This window comes from Streptomyces sp. NBC_00989, assembly GCF_045162655.1.
GTDB lineage: Bacteria > Actinomycetota > Actinomycetes > Streptomycetales > Streptomycetaceae > Streptomyces.
Genome location: NZ_CP108728.1, coordinates 3,996,707 through 4,015,269 on the forward strand (window position 1 = coordinate 3,996,707; position 18,563 = coordinate 4,015,269).

General features: G+C 70.0%; 10 protein-coding genes. 7 read left to right on the plus strand and 3 right to left on the minus strand.

What is annotated here, in order from left to right; all coding sequences use genetic code 11:
• Nucleotides 1-53: 53 nt before the first annotated feature.
• Nucleotides 54-752, minus strand: a complete 699-nt coding sequence (locus OG714_RS17130) for a DUF6333 family protein (protein WP_406121935.1) — start codon at nucleotides 750-752, stop codon at nucleotides 54-56.
• Nucleotides 753-960: 208 nt separating this feature from the next.
• On the opposite strand from OG714_RS17130, the gene OG714_RS17135 reads away from it, so the two are divergent.
• From OG714_RS17135 to OG714_RS17145, 3 genes are all read left to right on the plus strand, one after another.
• Nucleotides 961-3,246, plus strand: a complete 2,286-nt coding sequence (locus tag OG714_RS17135; protein ID WP_406121937.1) for a hypothetical protein — start codon at nucleotides 961-963, stop codon at nucleotides 3,244-3,246.
• A gap of 178 nt (nucleotides 3,247-3,424) precedes the next feature.
• Entirely contained in the window at nucleotides 3,425-5,137 is a 1,713-nt protein-coding gene (locus tag OG714_RS17140; RefSeq protein ID WP_406121939.1) for an ABC transporter transmembrane domain-containing protein, read from the plus strand.
• A 35-nt stretch (nucleotides 5,138-5,172) separates the two neighbouring features.
• Entirely contained in the window at nucleotides 5,173-6,939 is a 1,767-nt protein-coding gene (locus OG714_RS17145; RefSeq protein WP_406131853.1) for an ABC transporter ATP-binding protein, read from the plus strand.
• A gap of 62 nt (nucleotides 6,940-7,001) precedes the next feature.
• Here the strand turns inward: OG714_RS17145 and OG714_RS17150 are convergent, their stop codons facing one another.
• On the minus strand, nucleotides 7,002-8,774 hold the full coding sequence (locus OG714_RS17150) for a hypothetical protein (RefSeq protein ID WP_406121941.1): 1,773 nt from the start codon (nucleotides 8,772-8,774) through the stop codon (nucleotides 7,002-7,004).
• Between the two features lie 784 nt (nucleotides 8,775-9,558).
• Here OG714_RS17150 and OG714_RS17155 point away from each other — a divergent pair.
• From OG714_RS17155 to OG714_RS17165, 3 genes are all read left to right on the plus strand, one after another.
• The gene (locus OG714_RS17155; protein ID WP_406121943.1) at nucleotides 9,559-11,586 is read left to right on the plus strand and encodes a M4 family metallopeptidase; all 2,028 of its coding nucleotides are present in this window, start codon (nucleotides 9,559-9,561) and stop codon (nucleotides 11,584-11,586) included.
• 257 nt (nucleotides 11,587-11,843) lie between these two features.
• Nucleotides 11,844-13,499 carry a M4 family metallopeptidase gene (locus OG714_RS17160; protein ID WP_406121945.1) on the plus strand — a complete coding sequence of 552 codons (1,656 nt, stop codon included), beginning with the start codon at nucleotides 11,844-11,846 and terminating at the stop codon, nucleotides 13,497-13,499.
• Nucleotides 13,500-13,581: 82 nt separating this feature from the next.
• Nucleotides 13,582-14,091, plus strand: coding sequence for a DUF1990 family protein (locus tag OG714_RS17165; protein WP_406121946.1), 510 nt, complete (start codon nucleotides 13,582-13,584; stop codon nucleotides 14,089-14,091).
• A gap of 145 nt (nucleotides 14,092-14,236) precedes the next feature.
• Here the strand turns inward: OG714_RS17165 and OG714_RS17170 are convergent, their stop codons facing one another.
• Nucleotides 14,237-16,855, minus strand: a complete 2,619-nt coding sequence (locus tag OG714_RS17170) for a glycosyltransferase family 1 protein (protein ID WP_406121948.1) — start codon at nucleotides 16,853-16,855, stop codon at nucleotides 14,237-14,239.
• A 300-nt stretch (nucleotides 16,856-17,155) separates the two neighbouring features.
• Between OG714_RS17170 and OG714_RS17175 the strand changes: the two genes are divergently transcribed.
• Entirely contained in the window at nucleotides 17,156-18,367 is a 1,212-nt protein-coding gene (locus tag OG714_RS17175) for a S8 family peptidase (protein WP_406121950.1), read from the plus strand.
• Nucleotides 18,368-18,563: the final 196 nt, after the last annotated feature.

Genomic DNA, 18,563 nt, shown 5'->3' on the forward strand with positions numbered 1-18,563 from the left:
CCGCGGTGTCCGCAGTCCCGCGCCGTCCACCCCGAGGACACCGGTGGAGGGGCTCAGGAGAACCACACCTCCCCGATGTTCGCCTCACCCTCCTCGTTGCGTTCGACGACGAACGTCGACTCGACGCGCTCATCGTCCGCGTAGACGGACAGCGCGCCGCCGGTCAGCACGTGCAGCAGACCGTCGTAGTCGGCGAAGTCCTCGTCGTCGTCGCCCAGTTGACCGGGGTCGATACCCGCGGCCGCCAGCGTGGCCCGAAGGTCGCCGGTGACATCCAGTTCGTCGAAGCCCTCGACCGCGAGGTCCGGGGCACCGGGCACCGCGACCAGGATCTTCAAGTAGGCCGCTCCGAAGTCCCGTTCACAGACGGCGACGATCCGGGCGTCGGGATGCCTCTTCTTCTGGGCCCTGAACTCGTCCTCCAGCGCGCTGGACAGCACCCCGTCCTCGACGAGCGCCGGGTCGGTGATCTTCACCGTCGAGCCCCAGGCGGCCGCGCGTACGACGTCCAACTCCCCCCGGTCCACAGCGCTTTCGGGATGCCCCAGCGGGGCCGGAGCCTCCGCACTGCGGATCGTCGCGACGGACGACAGGGACGACACGGCCGCCCTCGCCGCCTCCGGGTCATGGGCCGTGACGGGCGGTCGCTCCTCGGGTCGTAGCGGAGGTGCGAAGGGCGGCTGGACCACGACCAGATGCGCGTGCCCGCCGTGTCGGGGGGCCACCCGTGTTCCGGGAGATACGGGGCTCATGGCGCCGAGCGTATGCCGCGGCCCCGCGCCGGCCTGTGAACACCCTGTGGAGAAGGCGGGTTGACCCGGTCACCGAAGCGCGGATCGGCCTCGGCATGTACATGGGCGTGTCTAGCGTGTGGTCCGTTCGTCGGCGCCACATCGACCACGGGGGCCCCTGGTGCCGCGCGAACACCCCATGCCTATTGGGCCCCCACGGGGACTTCACGTGCAAACACCCATACGCCACCGGCGGTTGCGCGCACTGCGGCGGTCGGTCGTCGCGCTCGCGTGCGCCTCGGTCATGGCGCTCACCGGCCTTCCGGGGATCACGGCGGCGGATGCCGCGCCGAGACCGCTGGACCCGGGCAAGCGCTGTGACGAGTTGTACGGCCTGCCCTCCAACACCCGCCCGACCACGGGGCTGCCGCAGTTCGACGCGTCCCGGGCGACAGCTCAGTGGGACGACTACGCGTACGTCAATCCGGCCAAGGAGTGGGACGGGCTCGGGGCGCCGTCCGCCGCCCAGCAGGCCGCGCTGTCCGAGCTGACCAAGGCTCCGGCGACGCAGCCCGACCGGGTCTGGTGGAGGTGGCTCCAGCAGAAGGACAAGTACCCGAACTTCACGGACTATCGGGACGCCGTGTTCATCCCGAACTCCGGGAACGACCCGCGCGGCAAGGCCTTCGAGCAGAAGGTGATCAAGGATCACGGGCTGGTCGGGCCCGAGTGGATCTGCCAGAAGGAGGTCGAGTTCAAGGACCCCGACACCGGCAAGACCTACCGGCGCAAGCTCGACGCGTACAACACGCGCACGAAGCAGATCCTTGAGATCAAGTCCAACGGCAGCCCGGACCGGACGCAGGTCCCCAAGGATCTGGCGTGGGCCAAGGACCCGGCGTGGAAGGACAGCAAGGTCAAGTACGTCTTCGCCGAGCCGCAGAAGGCGGACGCGAAGAAGTTCCTGGGGAACATGCGGCAGCTCGCCGGGGACCGGGTCACCGAGTACAACTACCGTACGGACCGGGTGGAGTTGGCGCCCAGGAGCGGCGGTCAGCGCGCGACCAGCGGGCTGATGCAGCCGCCCGGCCAGTCCGGCTCGACACGTGGTGGGCTCACCGATCTGATCCGTGAGTCGCGGCCCACGCCGAAGACCATGGCGGACTTCCTGAACGCCAAGAACGCCGCCAACCCGGGTGGTCTGCCGCGCGGTCCGGGCGGTGTCGACTTCTCCACGCTGGACCTGAAGTACGTCGGCAAGCCGGTCAGAGGCAAGGGCGTCGACTTCGCGTTCGACGCCAAGGAGGACCCCACCGAGCAGTCCGGCTGGGGCGGCAAGGCCAACTCCCAGCTGATCTCCGACGCGTTCTTCACCTGGCTCGCGCTGACCCCGGACAAGTTCTGGGTCAATCTCAACCCGGACGAGCCGGACCGCATCATGGACGCCAAGTTCGGCAGGACGGACGCGGGTCGGGTGCTGCTGGAGGCCGACCTCCAGATGAAGCACGACTTCTACAAGGCCATGGACCCCGCCACCGACCTCGGCAAGCGCTACTGGGCGGCCCTGCCCAAGGAGAACGGCAAGCCCTGCATGCCCGGTCTGCGCAACTGGATCGAGCCGAAGACCGCGCAGGTCCGTGAGCAGGACGGCGGCATCTACATCCTCGACACCCCGCTGCGCCTGAAGTCGACCGCGCAGACCACGGTCACCCAGGGTCCCGGCGAGCCGATCTGCACCCCGGACGAGGCCACGACCAAGGCGGCCCAGCGGGTCATCGACCAGATGATCGTGCCCGCGGTGGAGAAGACCATCAACACCGCACCCCAGTACGCCGATCTGCGCCGCGTCTACACCGCGCGCGTGGCCGCCGAGTACATCCGCCAGCAGGACGCCAAGTCGCCCACCGACTACCACGCCATCATCGACAGCGGCGACGCCTCCCGCTGGCCGCTGCGCGCCCCCAACCAGGACTGGACCCGCGAGGCCCTGTTCCAGAAGTACCGGAACATCTACACGCACGGCGAGTTCACCTACGACGTCCCCGACGCGAACGGCACCGTGCAGGTCTACATCGTGGGCGGCGTCGACCTGTCGAAGCAGCCCAAGCAGAACGTCGGCAAGGTCCAGTTCACCGCTCAGCACCGCTACCTGCCCCGGCAGACGCGGACCAGCGTGAAGACCCTCACCGACAACACCGACACGACGGGGCAGTTGCTCCTCGGCGCGAACACGGCCGCCGACGACACCGGCACGTCCACCCCCACCCCGACCCCGACACCCACCCCGACGCACACCGGGCAGCCGACGCCCACTCCGACCCACAGTGGTGGAGGCGGCGGGAGCACACCCGCACCGGCACCCACGACACCCGCACCCGACGACCCCGGCGGCGACCTCGCCCACACCGGCAACGACGCGCCGGTCGGCCTGATCGCGGGCATCGCCGGCGTCCTCGCCGTGGCGGGCCGAGCGCTCGTGTGGTGGATGCGCCGCCGTAGGACCGCGCAGGGGTAACTCCCGGCGGCAGTACATCTGTCGGGGCCGGTACGCGCACTCCGCGTACCGGCCCCTCGGCGTGCGGCGCGCGATATTCGATGGGCAACCGCGCTCACGCTCGGTAATCTTCGTTGCCTCCAACCACCCCCGGATCGCTCACGGCTGCGCGCGCCCGGCAGCCTGGGCAAGGAGGCACATGATCGACGCGTACGAGGATCCCGGGACACCCGACTGCCGGGGCGGCTGGCGGTTCCTGTGGTGGCTGGTGCTGCGGCAACCGGGGCGTGCGGTGTCCGGGGCGCTGCTGTCGAGCGTGTGGATGGTGCTGATGGCTGCGGCGCCGTATCTGATGTCCAAGGCGGTCGACGACGGGCTGGTGCCGGGCGACCTGGGCGCGCTGGCCTGGTGGACCGGGGTGCTGTTCGTGGTCGGCGCGGTCAACTCGTGGCTGAGCATCATGCGCCACCGCACGATGACCCGGGTCCGCATCGACGCCAACTTCCGTACGGTCAAACTGATCGTCGGCCAGACGGTCCGGCTGGGTGCCGTGCTCTCCCGCCGGGCGCGGGCCGGTGAGGTGATCACCACCGGCGTCGGCGACGTATGGACGATCGCCCAGTCCCTCACCGTCGTCGGCCCCGGCTTCGGCGCCCTCGTCGTCTACGGCGTGGTCGCGGGCGTGCTGCTGTCCATCTCGGCGCCGCTGGCCGCCGTAGTGCTGCTGGGTGTGCCGGTGATCGCGTTGCTCGCAGGGCCGTTGACGCTGCGGCTGCAGAGCGTGGAGACGGAGTACCGGGAGCGGCAGAGCGTGCTGACCGCGCGCATCGGCGACCTCGCGGGCGGTCTGCGCGTCCTCAACGGCCTTGGCGGCAAAGGGCTGTTCGCGGACGCGTTCCGCCAGGACTCGCAGCGGCTGCGCGCGCAGGGCTACCGGGTGGGCTCGGTGGCCAGCTGGGTGCAGGCGATCGGGGTCGGGCTGCCGACGCTGTTCCTCGCCGTCGTGACCTGGCTCGCCGCCCGGCTCGCGGCCCAGGGGCAGCTCAGTATCGGCGAGTTGGTCGCCGTGTACGGCTATGTCGCGGTGCTGATCGGCCCGGTGGCGTTCTTCGTGCAGATGGTCTACGAGCTGAGCCGGGGCGTGGTGGCCGCGCGCAGGGTCGTAGAGCTGCTGCGGCTCGAACCCGTGCCGGACAAGGGGGAGTTGGACGCTCCCGCCGAGCCGGCCATCCTGCACGATCCCGACTCGGGGGTGCGGGTGCTGCCGGGGCGGCTGACCGCGCTGGTCGGGGCGCGGCCCGCCGACGCGCTGGCCGTGGTGGACCGGCTAGGGCGGTACGCGCCGTCGGTGGCGACCTGGGGCGGGGTGCGGCTCGACGCGATTCGGCTGGAGCAGGTGCGGGCGCGGATCCTGGTCGCCGACAACGAGGCCGACCTGTTCGCCGGACCGCTGGCGGAGGTCGTGTCCGGGCGCCGGGAGCGGTCGGCGGCGGCGGTGGCGAAGGCCGTGCGCGCGTCCGCCGCCGACGACATCGTGCAGGGGCTGCCGGAGGGTCTTGACTCGGAGGTGGCCGCACAGGGGCGCAGCCTCTCCGGGGGACAGCGTCAACGGGTGCGGCTGGTACGGGCGTTGCTCGCCGAGCCCGAGGTGCTGCTCGCGGTGGAGCCGACCTCGGCGCTCGACGCGCACACGGAGGCGGCGGTCGCGCGACGGCTGCACGCGGAGCGCACGGGCCGTACGACGGTGGTGACCACGACGTCCCCGTTGGTCCTCGACCACGCGGACACCGTGCACTACCTGGTCGACGGCAAGGTCGCGGCCAGCGGCGGCCACCGCCGGCTGCTGGCGGAGGAACCCGGCTACCGCGCACTGGTGGCCCGGGACGCGGAAGAGGAAGAGGTCGTACGGTGACGCAGTCCTCACTGGCGAAGGGGACACAGTCCTCACTGGCCAAGGGTCAACTGCCCGTCGCGGGACGGGCGGACGTGCGGCGGGCCGCGCTGCGCCTGGTGCGGGCGGACCGGCGGGCGTTCGCCGTCGTGCTCGTCGTGAACGCGCTGGCCGCCGGGGCCGGGCTCGCCGGGCCGTGGCTGCTCGGGCGGATCGTGGACGAGGTGCGGGCCGGGGCCGGGGTGGGGGTGGTGGACCGGCTGGCCCTCGTCATCGTGGCGTGTGCGCTGGCCCAGTTGCTGCTGGCGCGGTGGGCGCGGTACGTGGGGCACAGGTTCGGTGAGCGCACGCTGGCCCGGGTGCGGGAGGACTTCGTCGACCGGGCGCTGGCGCTGCCCGCGTCGGTGGTGGAGCGGGCCGGAACGGGCGATCTGACCGCGCGCGGCACGGCGGACGTGGCGATCGTGGGCACGACCCTGCGTGATGTCGGACCCGAACTGCTGGTCTGCTCGGTGCAGGCGCTGTTCGTGATGGGCGCGGTTTTCGCGCTCGACCCGCTGCTCGGGCTGTTCGGGGTGCTGGGTCTGACGCCGATCTGGTTCGCGCTGCGCTGGTATCTGCGCCGGGCCCGGGACGGCTATCTCGCGGAGGGCGCGGCCAACTCGGAGGTCGCCGAGAGCCTCACGGCGACCGTGGCCGGGGCGCGCACGGTGGAGGCGTTCCGGCTCCAGGAGCGGCGGGTGACCGCGAGCCGCGACACGCTGCGGACGGCGCTGCGGAGCCGCCTGTACACGCTGTTCCTGCGGACGGTGTTCTTCCCGGCGGTCGAGGTGTCGTACACGATCCCGGTGGCGGGCGTGCTGTTCGTCGGCGGCTGGCTGCACGGGCGCGGGGAGGTGGGCCTGGGCGCGGTGGTGGCGGCGGCGCTGTATCTGCGGCAGTTCACCGACCCGCTGGACGAGATCCTGATGCGGATCGAGCAACTCCAGAGCAGCGGCGCCTCGTTCGCCCGCGTGGAGGGGCTCGCCCGGGCACCCCGCGCGGAGGGCGACGGTGCCGCCCCGGTTCCGGCGGACGACCGGATCGACGTGACGGGCGTGCGGTACGCCTACGAGCGCGGCGGCGAGGTGCTGCACGGCGTCGACCTGACCGTACGGCCGGGTGAGCGGCTGGCGGTGGTCGGCCCGTCCGGCGCCGGGAAGACCACGCTGAGCCGGCTGCTCGCGGGCGTCGACGCGCCGACCGAGGGCACGGTGACCGTGGGCGGGGTGCCGGTCCACGGGCTGGAACCGGAGACGCTGCGCCGTCAGGTGGTGCTGGTCACCCAGGAGCACCACGTGTTCCTGGGCTCGGTCCGTGACAACCTCCTGATCGCCGAACCGGCCGCCACGGACGAGGAGTTGTGGGCGGCCCTGACGGCGGTCGGCGCCGAGGAGTGGGTGCGGGAGCTGCCGGACGGCCTGAACACCCGGCTGGGCGCGGGCGGTTCGGTCACGGACGGCTCACAGGCCCAGCAACTCGCCCTGGCCCGCGTCGTGCTGGCCGACCCGCACACGCTGATCCTGGACGAGGCGACGGCCCTGCTGGATCCGGCCACCGCCCGTCACACCGAGCGCGCCCTGGCCGCCGTACTGGAGGGCCGTACCGTCATCGCCATCGCCCACCGTCTGCACACCGCCCACGACGCGGACCGGGTCGCGGTCATGGAGAACGGCCTGCTGACCGAACTGGGCCCGCACGAGGAGCTGGTGGCGGCGGAGGGGGCGTACGCGGCGCTGTGGCATTCGTGGCACGGGGAGCGGCCGGGCAGCGCGGCCCCCTGACCCGACCCGGCGGCCCGGAGACTTGCTCGGACGGTGTCGCCGAAGGCGTCCTCGTCCGGTGATCAGGGGTGCGCTCGGCCGTCGAAGTACCCGAGTCCGTGGAGCCACGGAAGCTGAGCGGCGTACCCGAAGGCCCACGCGGAGACCGCGCCGACAAGGACGAGGAGAACCGTGTTCAGCGTCCAACGGCGCCTGGTCCCGGGGGTGTTCAGGAGGTTCGCCATGACGGTGAGGGCGATGACGAGGGCGCCCTCCGCCACGAGCGCGGCTACCGCCTGCGGCTGGTGATCCGCCGTCCGGAGTTCGGCGGCCGTCACCGCGCCGACGGCCGCGGCAGCTCCCACGGCCACGACGGTCAGCAGGAGCAGCGCCCGGAAGAGCAGGGGCCGCTTCCGGCGCCCTTGCCTCCACCACGACGACAGAGCCCCCTTCATGTTCCCGAAGTGCTCGCCGATCCGGCTCGTGGCCGCGGGCGACCGGAAGGAGCGATCGGGCCGGTTCCGGGCGAAGATGCGCTCACCACGCGCCTGGAAGAGACCGCGCAGCCGATCCCACCACCACTCGACCGCCGGGCTGGAGCCGGAGAAACGACCGGTGTACGCACTGGCGGCGGGTGCGTGCCAGGACACCTTCGCGCTTCCGTTCCACGTCGAAGTGCCGAGCACGAGACCGAGCACCTGAGGCTGTTCTCGCTCAAGGGACTTCCAGGACTCCCGCAGGAGACGCGCTTCAGACTGGTCCGGCTCCGGAGGCCTCCCGTTCTTCTGCCTGAGCCATACGATCCGGCGCCGGCCGCCGAGGGTTCCGCGGGCCAGCACGCCGCCATGGGTGAGGTCTTCGACGGCCCAGTGGACTCGCACACCCGGTGTGGCGGCGGACAGCCGCAGCCATCCGGTCATCGGCCGGTACCCGGACAGGTACGTCGGCGGCCGGACACCCACCACGCCCCTGACGGCCTCGCGGTCAACGCCACCCACGTACCAGGCGAGTTCAGGCTGTCCGGGGAGACGCCACTTCTTGGGCACGTGGGCGGCTTCGGGAGGCGTCGAACGCACATGCCGCAGGGGGTAGCGGCGCAGTTCCGTCGGGAGCTCCGTGGCCAGGACCGTCAGCCAGAGAAGTCCGAGCGGGATCATGAGCCACATCGTGGTGCGCGCCCAGTACATCGATCCGACGCAGGCGAGCACCTGCACGATGCTCAGGTAGATCCGGGGCCTCGCCGCCGGCGGGGTCTTCAGCGGAGGTTCGAGGCCGGAGACGACGCTGTGGTCGGCGTTGTAGAACTCCCTGGCTTCCGTCCTGTTTCGGGCCGAATTCTCATAGCCCCTGAGGAACAGGGCGACGGACCAGGCCCGCGGCATTTCGGGCTTCTCCGCGGAACGCGGAACAGGCAGCGGCGTGTTGTCCGCCGGAGCGGAGTCCTTCGGCCCCGACGCGTCCCGCTTCCTCGATCGTTCCCATGCTTCCCATGATGTCCGCAGTTCAGAGCGCCGCTCATCCTGATCGACCGGCGTCAGAAGCGGCAGGCACACCTTGAGGATGTGCTCGAACTGGTGCGGCTCCATGGGCCTGTGGTGAAGCAACGCCTTCGACAACGCGTCGTCAGTGATGAGGCGTTTGTCGCCTTTCCCGTCCGCGTTGATGGCCTCGACGACCTTGCGCTGACTGCCGAGCGTCTCGTCGATCAGCTTGAGCAGCGCGTTGCGTACGCCGATCCAGGCGGCCGGCACATTCCTCGCGACCAGGACTTCTTCCTTGAGAGGGCTTCGACCGCCGACCTGTTTTCTTCCTCCCTCGCCTCCCCGCTCCGCGTTCTCTCCGGTTTTCTCAGCCACCTGCACCCCTCCTGAGCTGGGAAGACGTTTTCTTCCAGTACCTGTTATCGGCTGGCCAGAAATCCTGGCCCACTGCTTTCGTGGCGTGTGGGGCCGCTCCCGGAGAGGGCCCCCACACCCATCGGTTCGTCCTGCCCCTCTTTCGTGGCGCGCGGCAGGACGTTCCCCGCACCTTGGAAGGGGTTCCGCATGACCGACGTGCTGACCCTGGCAACAGCTGTTGCCGGCGCCCTACAGGCAACGCTGCTGGTCGTCCACAGCATGCGGACGCGAAGGAAACGGCCCACCCCGCCGCCGCAGGTGCGGCGCCTGCCGAAGCGGATCAGGCGGGTGAGGCGCCGACGGTAACTCCATCGCGAGGTCGAACTCCCGCCCGTCTCCAGGCGGGAGGAGTGATCGTGTCCACCTTCACCGAACCGCTCGACTTCCGTCTGCTGCCGCTCGCGCCCAGCACGCCACCACGCCTTCCGGCGACCACTGCCCCACGCCCGCCCCATTCGTCGCCCCACCCCGGGATCCGCCCGTTCAGCCCAACGAGGCGCACAGCGACGGGAAACGGGAGGCCTGAGCCACCGGGCATCACCAAGTCGCGGTCCGTATAACGGACATGAACATCCGGACAACGAACGATTTCCGGCCAACCTGCTGACGCGGCCCTGACAGAAAGCGGGAACTGCTGCCACTCTTCCCACTGGCGCTTCACAGCAACCCCACAGCTCCACTCCTGTGATCCCTGTGATCTCCCCTGGTCGCGCGATCCGCGACCGTCCTGAAGGAGTCAGTGTTGAGAAGCAATTCCTCTCGCAGACGCACCTCCCACATAGTCGCCGTAGCCGGCGTCACCGCTCTGCTCGCCGCGGCCGTCCAGGCCGGCGCGACCTCCTCCGCCGCTCCGGCCAAACCCCTTGCGAGCAAGGGGAATCCGGCGCACACGGCCGTCTCGCTCTCCCCCTCGCAGCGCGCCGAGCTGCTCCGCGACGCCACGTCGGCGCGGACCTCGACGGCGAAGGACATCGGCCTCGGCACCAAGGAGGCGCTCGTCGTCCGCGACGTCATCAAGGACGCCGACGGCACGGTCCACACCCGCTACGAGCGCACCTACGGCGGACTCCCGGTCCTGGGCGGCGACCTGGTCGTCGACACCGCCAAGTCGGGCGCGACCACGCACGTCGTCAAGGCGACGAACGCCGCCATCAAGGTCGCCGACCTCACCCCGGACGTGACGACGGCGGCGGCCGAGAAGCAGGCCGTCTCGCGCGCCAAGGCCCTCGGCTCCACCAAGTCGGCGGCGGACTCGGCCCGCAAGGTGATCTGGGCGGCGAGCGGCAAGCCGGTCCTCGCCTACGAGACGGTCGTCGGCGGCCTCCAGGACGACGGCACCCCGAACGAACTCCACGTCATCACCGACGCGGCCACCGGCAAGAAGCTCTACGAGTACCAGGGCATCGAGAACGCCACCGGTGTCGGCAACACCCAGTACAGCGGCCAGGTCTCGCTGACGACGACCCAGTCGGGCTCCAACTACAACCTGACCGACGGCGACCGCGGCGGCCACAAGACGTACAACCTGAACCACGGCACGTCCGGCACCGGCACCCTGTTCTCCCAGACCAGCAACACCTGGGGCAACAGCACCACGTCGAACGCGGCGACGGCCGGCGCGGACGCGCACTACGGCGCGGCGGAGACCTGGGACTTCTACAAGAACACGTTCGGCCGCAGCGGCATCAAGAACAACGGCGTCGGCGCCTACTCCCGTGTCCACTACGGGAATTCGTACGTCAACGCGTTCTGGGACGACGGCTGCTTCTGCATGACGTACGGCGACGGCTCCGGCAACGCGGACCCGCTGACCGCCATCGACGTGGCGGGGCACGAGATGAGCCACGGCGTCACCTCCAACACCGCCGGGCTCAACTACTCCGGTGAATCGGGCGGGCTGAACGAGGCGACCTCCGACATCTTCGGCACGGGTGTCGAGTTCTACGCCAACAACTCGACCGACGTGGGCGACTACCTCATCGGCGAGAAGATCGACATCAACGGCGACGGCACGCCGCTGCGTTACATGGACAAGCCGAGCAAGGACGGCGGCTCGGCGGACAGTTGGTACTCGGGTGTCGGCAACCTCGACGTGCACTACTCCTCGGGCATCGCCAACCACTTCTTCTACCTGCTGAGCGAGGGCAGCGGCGCCAAGGTCATCAACGGCGTCAGCTACAACTCGCCCACCTCGGACGGACTTCCGGTCACCGGCATCGGCCGCGACAAGGCGCTGCAGATCTGGTACCGCGCGCTCACCACGAAGTTCACGTCCACCACCAACTACGCGGCGGCCCGCACCGGGACGCTCGCGGCGGCCGGTGAGCTGTACGGCACGACGGGCGCCGAGTACAAGGCGGTGCAGGACGCGTGGGCGGCCGTCGCGGTCGGTGCGCGCTCCGGTGGCGGCGGCGGTGGCGGCACGTCGTTCGAGAACACGGCCGACGTGTCGATTCCGGACAACGGGGCGGCAGTCACCTCGTCGGTCACCGTGTCCGGGCGGACGGGCAACGCGCCCTCGAACCTCTCGGTCACGGTCGACATCACGCACACCTGGCGCGGTGACCTGGTGATCGACCTGGTGGCTCCGGACGGGTCGACGTACCGCCTGAAGAACTCCAGCTCGTCCGACTCCGCGGACAACGTGCAGGCCACCTACACGGTCAACGCGTCCTCCGAAGTGGCCAACGGCGTCTGGAAGTTGAAGGTCCAGGACGTAGCTGCACAGGACACCGGCTACATCAACAGCTGGAAGCTTACGTTCCCGTAAAAACCAGCCGTCCACTTCCGGCCGCACGAATTGGGCGCCGCCTCGGGGTTTCAACTCCGGGGCGGCGCTCTGTTGTGGACGTTTACATTGCCGCAATGTTTCTCGGACAGTCGATTTTCAGCCAACATCACTTGGGGGTCCTGACATGTACGCGCCCCTGATGCCACTCTTCCCTCACGCCGCTTCAGCACAGCCAATTCACAACCCGCTCCGGTCAGTAACCCCACGCTGCCGGACTCCCCCACAGAGGAGCTTGCGTGACCCCCCTCTACGCGCGTCACAAGCGCACCACCCTGGCCATCGCCACCGCGGTCGCCGCTGGAGCCCTGCTCGCCACCGGTGTCTCCACCGGTGCCTCCGCCCAGCCCGCCGCGGGCAAGGCGGCCCCTCTCGCCGCCGCCCCGCAGCTGCTCTCCAACTCCGCGCGTGTCGCGCTGGTCCAGGAGAAGCAGGCCGCCGCGCCCGAGACCGCCCAGCAGATAGGCCTCGGCACCAAGGAGAAGCTGGTCGTCAAGGACGTCGTCAAGGACGTCGACGGCACGGTCCACACCCGCTACGAGCGCACCTACGCGGGCCTCCCGGTCCTCGGTGGCGACCTGGTCGTCCACACCGCGGCGTCGGGCAAGACCGAGGGTGTCACCAAGGCGCACTCGGCGGCCATCAAGGTCGCCACCGTCACGCCGAAGATCTCCACCGCCAAGGCCGAGAAGCAGGCGCTGACCATCGCCCAGGCCGCCGGCTCCGACAAGACCGCCGCCGACGGTGCCCGCAAGGTCATCTGGGCCGGCAGCGGCACCCCCGTCCTCGCCTACGAGACGATCGTCGGCGGCTTCCAGGACGACGGCACCCCCAACCAGCTGCACGTCATCACCGACGCGGCCACCGGCAAGAAGCTCTTCGAGTACCAGGGCATCGAGAACGCCACCGGCACCGGCAAGACCCTGTACTCGGGCACCGTCAGCCTCACCACCACGCTGTCGGGCACGACGTACTCGCTGACCGACGCCTCGCGCGGCAGCCACAAGACGTACAACCTGAAGCACGGCACGTCCGGCACCGGCACCCTCTTCACCAACACCACCAACACGTGGGGCACCGGCGCCGCCTCCAGCTCCACCACCGACGTGACCGCCGCCGCGGACGCCGCCTACGGCGCCCAGGAGACGTGGGACTTCTACAAGGACACGTTCGGCCGCAGCGGCATCAAGAACAACGGTGTCGGCGCCTACTCCCGCGTCCACTACGGCAGTTCGTACGTGAACGCGTTCTGGGACGACAGCTGCTTCTGCATGACGTACGGCGACGGGTCGAGCAACACCCACCCGCTCACCTCGCTCGACGTGGCCGGCCACGAGATGAGCCACGGCGTCACCTCCAACACCGCGGGCCTGAACTACTCGGGCGAGTCCGGCGGCCTGAACGAGGCGACCTCGGACATCTTCGGCACCGGCGTCGAGTTCTACGCCAACAACAGCAGCGACGTCGGCGACTACCTCATCGGCGAGAAGATCAACATCAACGGCGACGGCACCCCGCTGCGCTACATGGACAAGCCGAGCAAGGACGGCGGCTCCAAGGACTCCTGGTCCTCCACCGTCGGCAACCTCGACGTGCACTACTCGTCGGGCGTCGCCAACCACTTCTTCTACCTGCTGTCCGAGGGCAGCGGCGCGAAGACCATCAACGGCGTGAGCTACAACTCGCCCACGTCCAACGGCTCCACGGTCACCGGCATCGGCCGCGCCAAGGCGCTCCAGATCTGGTACAAGGCGCTGACGACGTACTTCACGTCGACCACCAAGTACGCGGGCGCCCGCACCGGCACCCTGAGCGCGGCGGCCGCCCTGTACGGCTCCGGCTCCACCGAGTACAACGCGGTGGCGGCGGCCTGGTCGGCGGTCAACGTCAGCTGACGCCAGCCGAGTTGACAGTCAAGCGGTAAGGGCGGTACCCGGAGCGAAGGCATCTCCGGGTACCGCCCTACTCTTGGGTTCCATGTCCTTCACGTACGACGACGTCGGCGCGACCCGCGAACGCGGCTTCTGCCCCCCGGGCTTCCACCCCCTCTATGTGCGCACCCGGATCGGCGAGGGCGAGAAGGTCTTCCGCCGGGCGTCCGAAGCGGTCCTGACCTGGGAACTGCACCGCGAGATGGGCGTAGGCATCGAGGCGAGCGCCGAAAAAGCGGCCCCCGGCGTAGACGTAACGGTTACTCTCGCCGGCCTCATCAAAGCCCCCTGCCGCATCGTCTGGACGGTCGAGGAACACCGCAGGTCCGGCTGGGCCTACGGCACCCTCCCCGGCCACCCCGAATGCGGCGAGGAAGCCTTCGTCGTCGACCGCACAGGCGACGGCACGGTCTGGCTGACGGTCTCGGCCTTCAGCCGAGGCGCCAAGTGGTACGCACGCCTGGGCGGCCCGGCAACCCGCGGCTTGCAGCACGCGTACGCACGCCGGATCGGCAACACACTGCGCCAGATGTGCGCGCCGTACTCGGAGGTGTGAGGGGGCGAGCCGATGTCCGGTTGTTCGGAGGTGTGAGGGGGGCAAGGGAAGTCCGGCGCTCACGACAGCTTTCAGGGGCGCGGGGAACTGCGCGACCAGCCCCCACCGGACCCGCAGCCAAAGCACCGGACTTCCCAGCGGAGTGCTACCGCATCAACACGCCCGCGCCTTCCACCCCGTCCTCCAAAGGCACCGCCACCAACCCCAACTCCGCACCGGACGCCAGCAGTCGATGCGCGGGCAGGATCCGGACCGTGTACCCATAGGGCCCGGTGCGATCAAGGGCGAGCGGCCCCTCGTACAACCAGTGCCCCTCCGCATCCGGACCCCCCGCCGGCTTCAAGGGAACCGTCGTCGCGTCCCCGATCCGGTCCTCCGGGTCCACCCGCCCCGACACCGCCTGCACTTCGACGTCGTCCGGAGCAAGCCCGGCCAGCCCCACCCGCACCCGGAGATTGAGCGTCGTACCGAGTTCCGCGGTGGCCGTAGCCGCGGACGTCTCCACATGGTCGACGGTCACCCCGTGCCAAGCGGAGCGCACCCGCCCCTTCCACACGGCCAGTTCGCGCGCCGCGTCCGGGGTCATCGCGCGATGGGCGTGCGCGGCCGGGGCGTACAGCCGCTCCACGTACTCCCGCACCATGCGCCCCGCCAGCACCTTCGGACCGAGCAACGTCAGTGTCTGGCGGACCATTTCGATCCAGCGGTCGGGCAGCCCGTCCTGGCCGCGCTCATAGAAGCGCGGGGTGACGCGCTGCTCCAGGAGGTCGTAGAGCGCGGCGGCCTCCACGTCGTCCCGGTGGTCGGGGTCCGTGGCGGTGCCGTCCGCCGTGGGGATGGCCCAGCCGAAGTCGGGCTGGAACCACTCGTCCCACCAGCCGTCCAGCACCGAGAGGTTGAGGCAGCCGTTCAGGGCGGCCTTCATACCGCTCGTGCCGCAGGCCTCCAGCGGGCGGAGCGGGTTGTTGAGCCAGATGTCGCAGCCGGGGTACAGCTTCTGCGCCATCGCCATGCCGTAGTCGGGGAGGAAGACGATGCGGTGCCGGACGCGCGGGTCGTCCGCGAACTTCACCAACTCCTGGACCAGCCGCTTGCCCCCGTCGTCCGCCGGGTGCGCCTTGCCCGCCACCACGATCTGGATCGGGTGGTCGGGGTGCAGGAGCAGATCCATCAGCCGGTCGCGGTCGCGCAGCATCAACGTCAGGCGCTTGTACGACGGGACGCGGCGCGCGAATCCGATGGTGAGGACGTCGGGGTCGAGCACGCCGTCGATCCAGCCCAACTCGGCCGACCCCGCGCCGCGTTGACGCCAGGACGCGCGGAGCCGTTCCCGTACCTCCACGACCAGCTGCTCACGCAGATCGCGGCGCAGTTCCCAGATGTCCTGGTCCGGGATCTCCGCGACCGCGTCCCAGCGGTCCGAACCGCCCACCGTCAGCGCGTCCTCGGTGCGCTGGGCGCCGATCTGCCGCGCGCCCAGCCGGAACACCTCGGGGGCGACCCAGGTCGGCGCGTGCACCCCGTTGGTCACGGAGGTGATCGGCACCTCCTCGGCGTCGAACCCCGGCCAGAGACCGGAGAACATCTCCCGGCTGACCTGACCGTGCAACAGGGAGACGCCATTGGCCCGTTGACCCAGCCGCAGGCCCATCACGGCCATGTTGAACAGGTTGGGTTCGCCGCCCGGGTAGGTCTCCATGCCGAGGCTCAGGATGTGCTGGACGTCCATGCGCGGGAGTTCGGCCTCCGGCCCGAAGTGCCGGGCCACCAACTCCCGGTCGAAACGGTCGATTCCGGCCGGTACGGGCGTGTGCGTGGTGAAGACCGTGCCGGCCCGCACCGCCTCCAGACCCGCGGCGAAGTCCAGCCCCGCGTCGCAGAGTTCGGCGATCCGCTCCAGGCCGAGGAAGCCCGCGTGCCCCTCGTTCGTGTGGAACACCTCGGGCTCGGGGTGACCGGTGAGGCGACAGTACGTCCGCACCGCCCGCACACCCCCTATGCCGAGCAACATCTCCTGGAGCAGCCGGTGTTCGCTGCCGCCGCCGTAGAGAACGTCGGTCACGCCGCGCTCACTGACGTCGTTCTCCTCGACGTCCGAGTCCAGCATCAGCAGCGGCACCCGGCCGACCTGCGCGAGCCAGATCCGGGCCCGCAGCGAACGGCCGCCGGGCAGCGCCAGGGAGACCTGGGCCGGGGAGCCGTCCTCCTCCCGCAGCAGCGCCACCGGGAGTTCGTTGGGATCGAGGACCGGATAGTGCTCCTGCTGCCAGCCGTCCCGGGACAGCGACTGGCGGAAGTAGCCGTGCCGGTAGAGGAGTCCGACACCGATCAGCGGTACGCCGAGGTCGCTGGCCGATTTGAGATGGTCGCCGGCGAGGATGCCGAGGCCGCCGGAGTACTGCGGCAGGGCGGCCGTGACACCGAACTCGGGTGAGAAGTAGGCGACGGCGGCGGGCAGTTCACCGCCCTGGGTCTGATACCAGCGGTCACCGCCCACATAGTCGGCGAGGTCGCCCGCGACCTCGGTGAGCCGGCGCAGGAAGTGGTGGTCCTCGGCCAGCTCCGCGAGCCGCTCGGCGGACACGCTGCCGAGGAGTCGTACGGGATCGCGTTCCGACGCGGCCCAGTGCTCGGGATCGACGGACTGGAAGAGATCACGCGTGTCGGCGTGCCAGGACCAGCGCAGATTGCGCGCCAGATCACTGAGAGGTCGGAGGGGTTCGGGGAGAACGGGACGGACGGTGAATCGACGGATCGCCTTCACAGCTCCACCTCGGCGCTTCGCTGGATGACACACGGCTATGTGTGTCGTCGTGTGTGATGACGTTACCGGCGATGGTGTCGCCCTCGCTGGGGGCTTCGCCCCCAGACCCCCGTCGGCCTGGACGGCCTCGTCCTCAAACGCCGGACGGGCTGGATTTTGCCGACCTGGGCTGGAGGGGAACCGGCCTGTGCTGAAGAAGTTGAACCGGCATGTACTGAAAAGGCGCCCTCATGCGCCATTGTGGTGCTTCGCACCGCACGAGAGGCTGCCCCGTGGAGAGTTGAAGGAGGGGAACTCGACATGGCACGGACGCGTACGCGGCGTCTGCGCCGGGCGGGGGGACTGACCGCGGTCACCACAGTCGTGGTGCTTTCGGCCATCACCCTGCCCGCGCACGCCGCACCGGAGGGGACCATACTCGGCGCCGGTGAACCCGGCTCCGTCAGCGGTAGCTACCTGGTGACGTTGAAAGGGGGGACGAAGGCTCCGTCGGCGGCAGGCAAGGGGCTCGCCGAGAAGTACGGGGCGAAAATAAGCCACACCTACGGCACGGCCCTCAACGGCTACGCCATCGAGGCGAACGAGAGACAGGCGAGACTCCTCGCGGCGGACGCGCGGGTCGCCTCGGTCGCCCAGGACACCCGCGTCACCGTGGACGGCGTCGGCCGCGTGCAGCGCAACCCGCCGTCCTGGGGCCTGGACCGTCTCGACCAGCCGAGCCTGCCGCTGAACAAGAGCTACACCTCGCCGGCCTCCGGGGGCAGCGGGGTGACGGTCTACGTGATCGACACCGGCATCCGCGTCACCCACAAGGACTTCGGCGGCCGGGCGAGCTACGGCTGGGACTTCGTCGACAACGACACCACCGCCCAGGACGGCAACGGCCACGGCACCCATGTCGCCGGCACGATCGCCGGCACCACGTACGGCGTCGCCAAGAAGGCCAAGGTCGTCGCCGTACGGGTCCTGGACAACGCCGGAGCCGGTACGACCTCGCAGGTCATCGCGGGTATCGACTGGGTCACCCGGCACGCGCGCAAACCCGCGGTCGCCAATCTCAGCCTGGGCGGCTACCACAACGCCCAGCTGGACACGGCCGTACGCAACTCGATCGCCTCCGGTGTCACGTACACGGTCGCGGCGGGCAACGACGGGCTGCCGGCCGGTCTGTACTCCCCCGCCGACGTCAAGGAGGCCGTCACGGTCGGCGCCACCGACAAGAACGACGCCCGGGCGGCCTTCTCGAACTACGGCCCGGCCGTCGACCTCTTCGCCCCGGGCGTCTCGATCACCTCCGCGTCGTACGCGAGCGACACGGGCAAGGCGACCTTCTCCGGTACGTCGATGGCGTCACCGCACGCGGCCGGCGCGGCGGCCGTCTATCTCGCCGGTCACCCGCGCGCCACACCCGCGCAGGTCTCCGCGGCACTCGTCGCGGGGGCGGTTTCCGGCAAGGTGTCCGGCGAGGGACCCGGTTCGCCGGACAAACTCCTGCAAGTACCGCGGTCCTAGTGCGAGAGTGTCGGGACCGGCCCCGTTCGCCCAGGACGGGGCCGGATCTTTCTGTGGAGATCTGCGCGTAAGTAGTTAGCAACCTGCCGGATTGCTAACCCGAATAGGGTGGGAAGGCTCCACCGGTATGCCCCCAGACGCACCACGGGATCTCCTTCGCAGGACCCACCTCCCCACATCCATCCGCCCACACCCA

Coding starts and splice junctions, on each gene's coding strand:
- OG714_RS17130 (WP_406121935.1), bottom strand. CDS start 752: ATGAGCCCCGTATCTCCCGGAACACGGGTGGCCCCCCGACACGGCGGG.
- OG714_RS17175 (WP_406121950.1), top strand. CDS start 17,156: ATGGCACGGACGCGTACGCGGCGTCTGCGCCGGGCGGGGGGACTGACC.
- OG714_RS17140 (WP_406121939.1), top strand. CDS start 3,425: ATGATCGACGCGTACGAGGATCCCGGGACACCCGACTGCCGGGGCGGC.
- OG714_RS17165 (WP_406121946.1), top strand. CDS start 13,582: ATGTCCTTCACGTACGACGACGTCGGCGCGACCCGCGAACGCGGCTTC.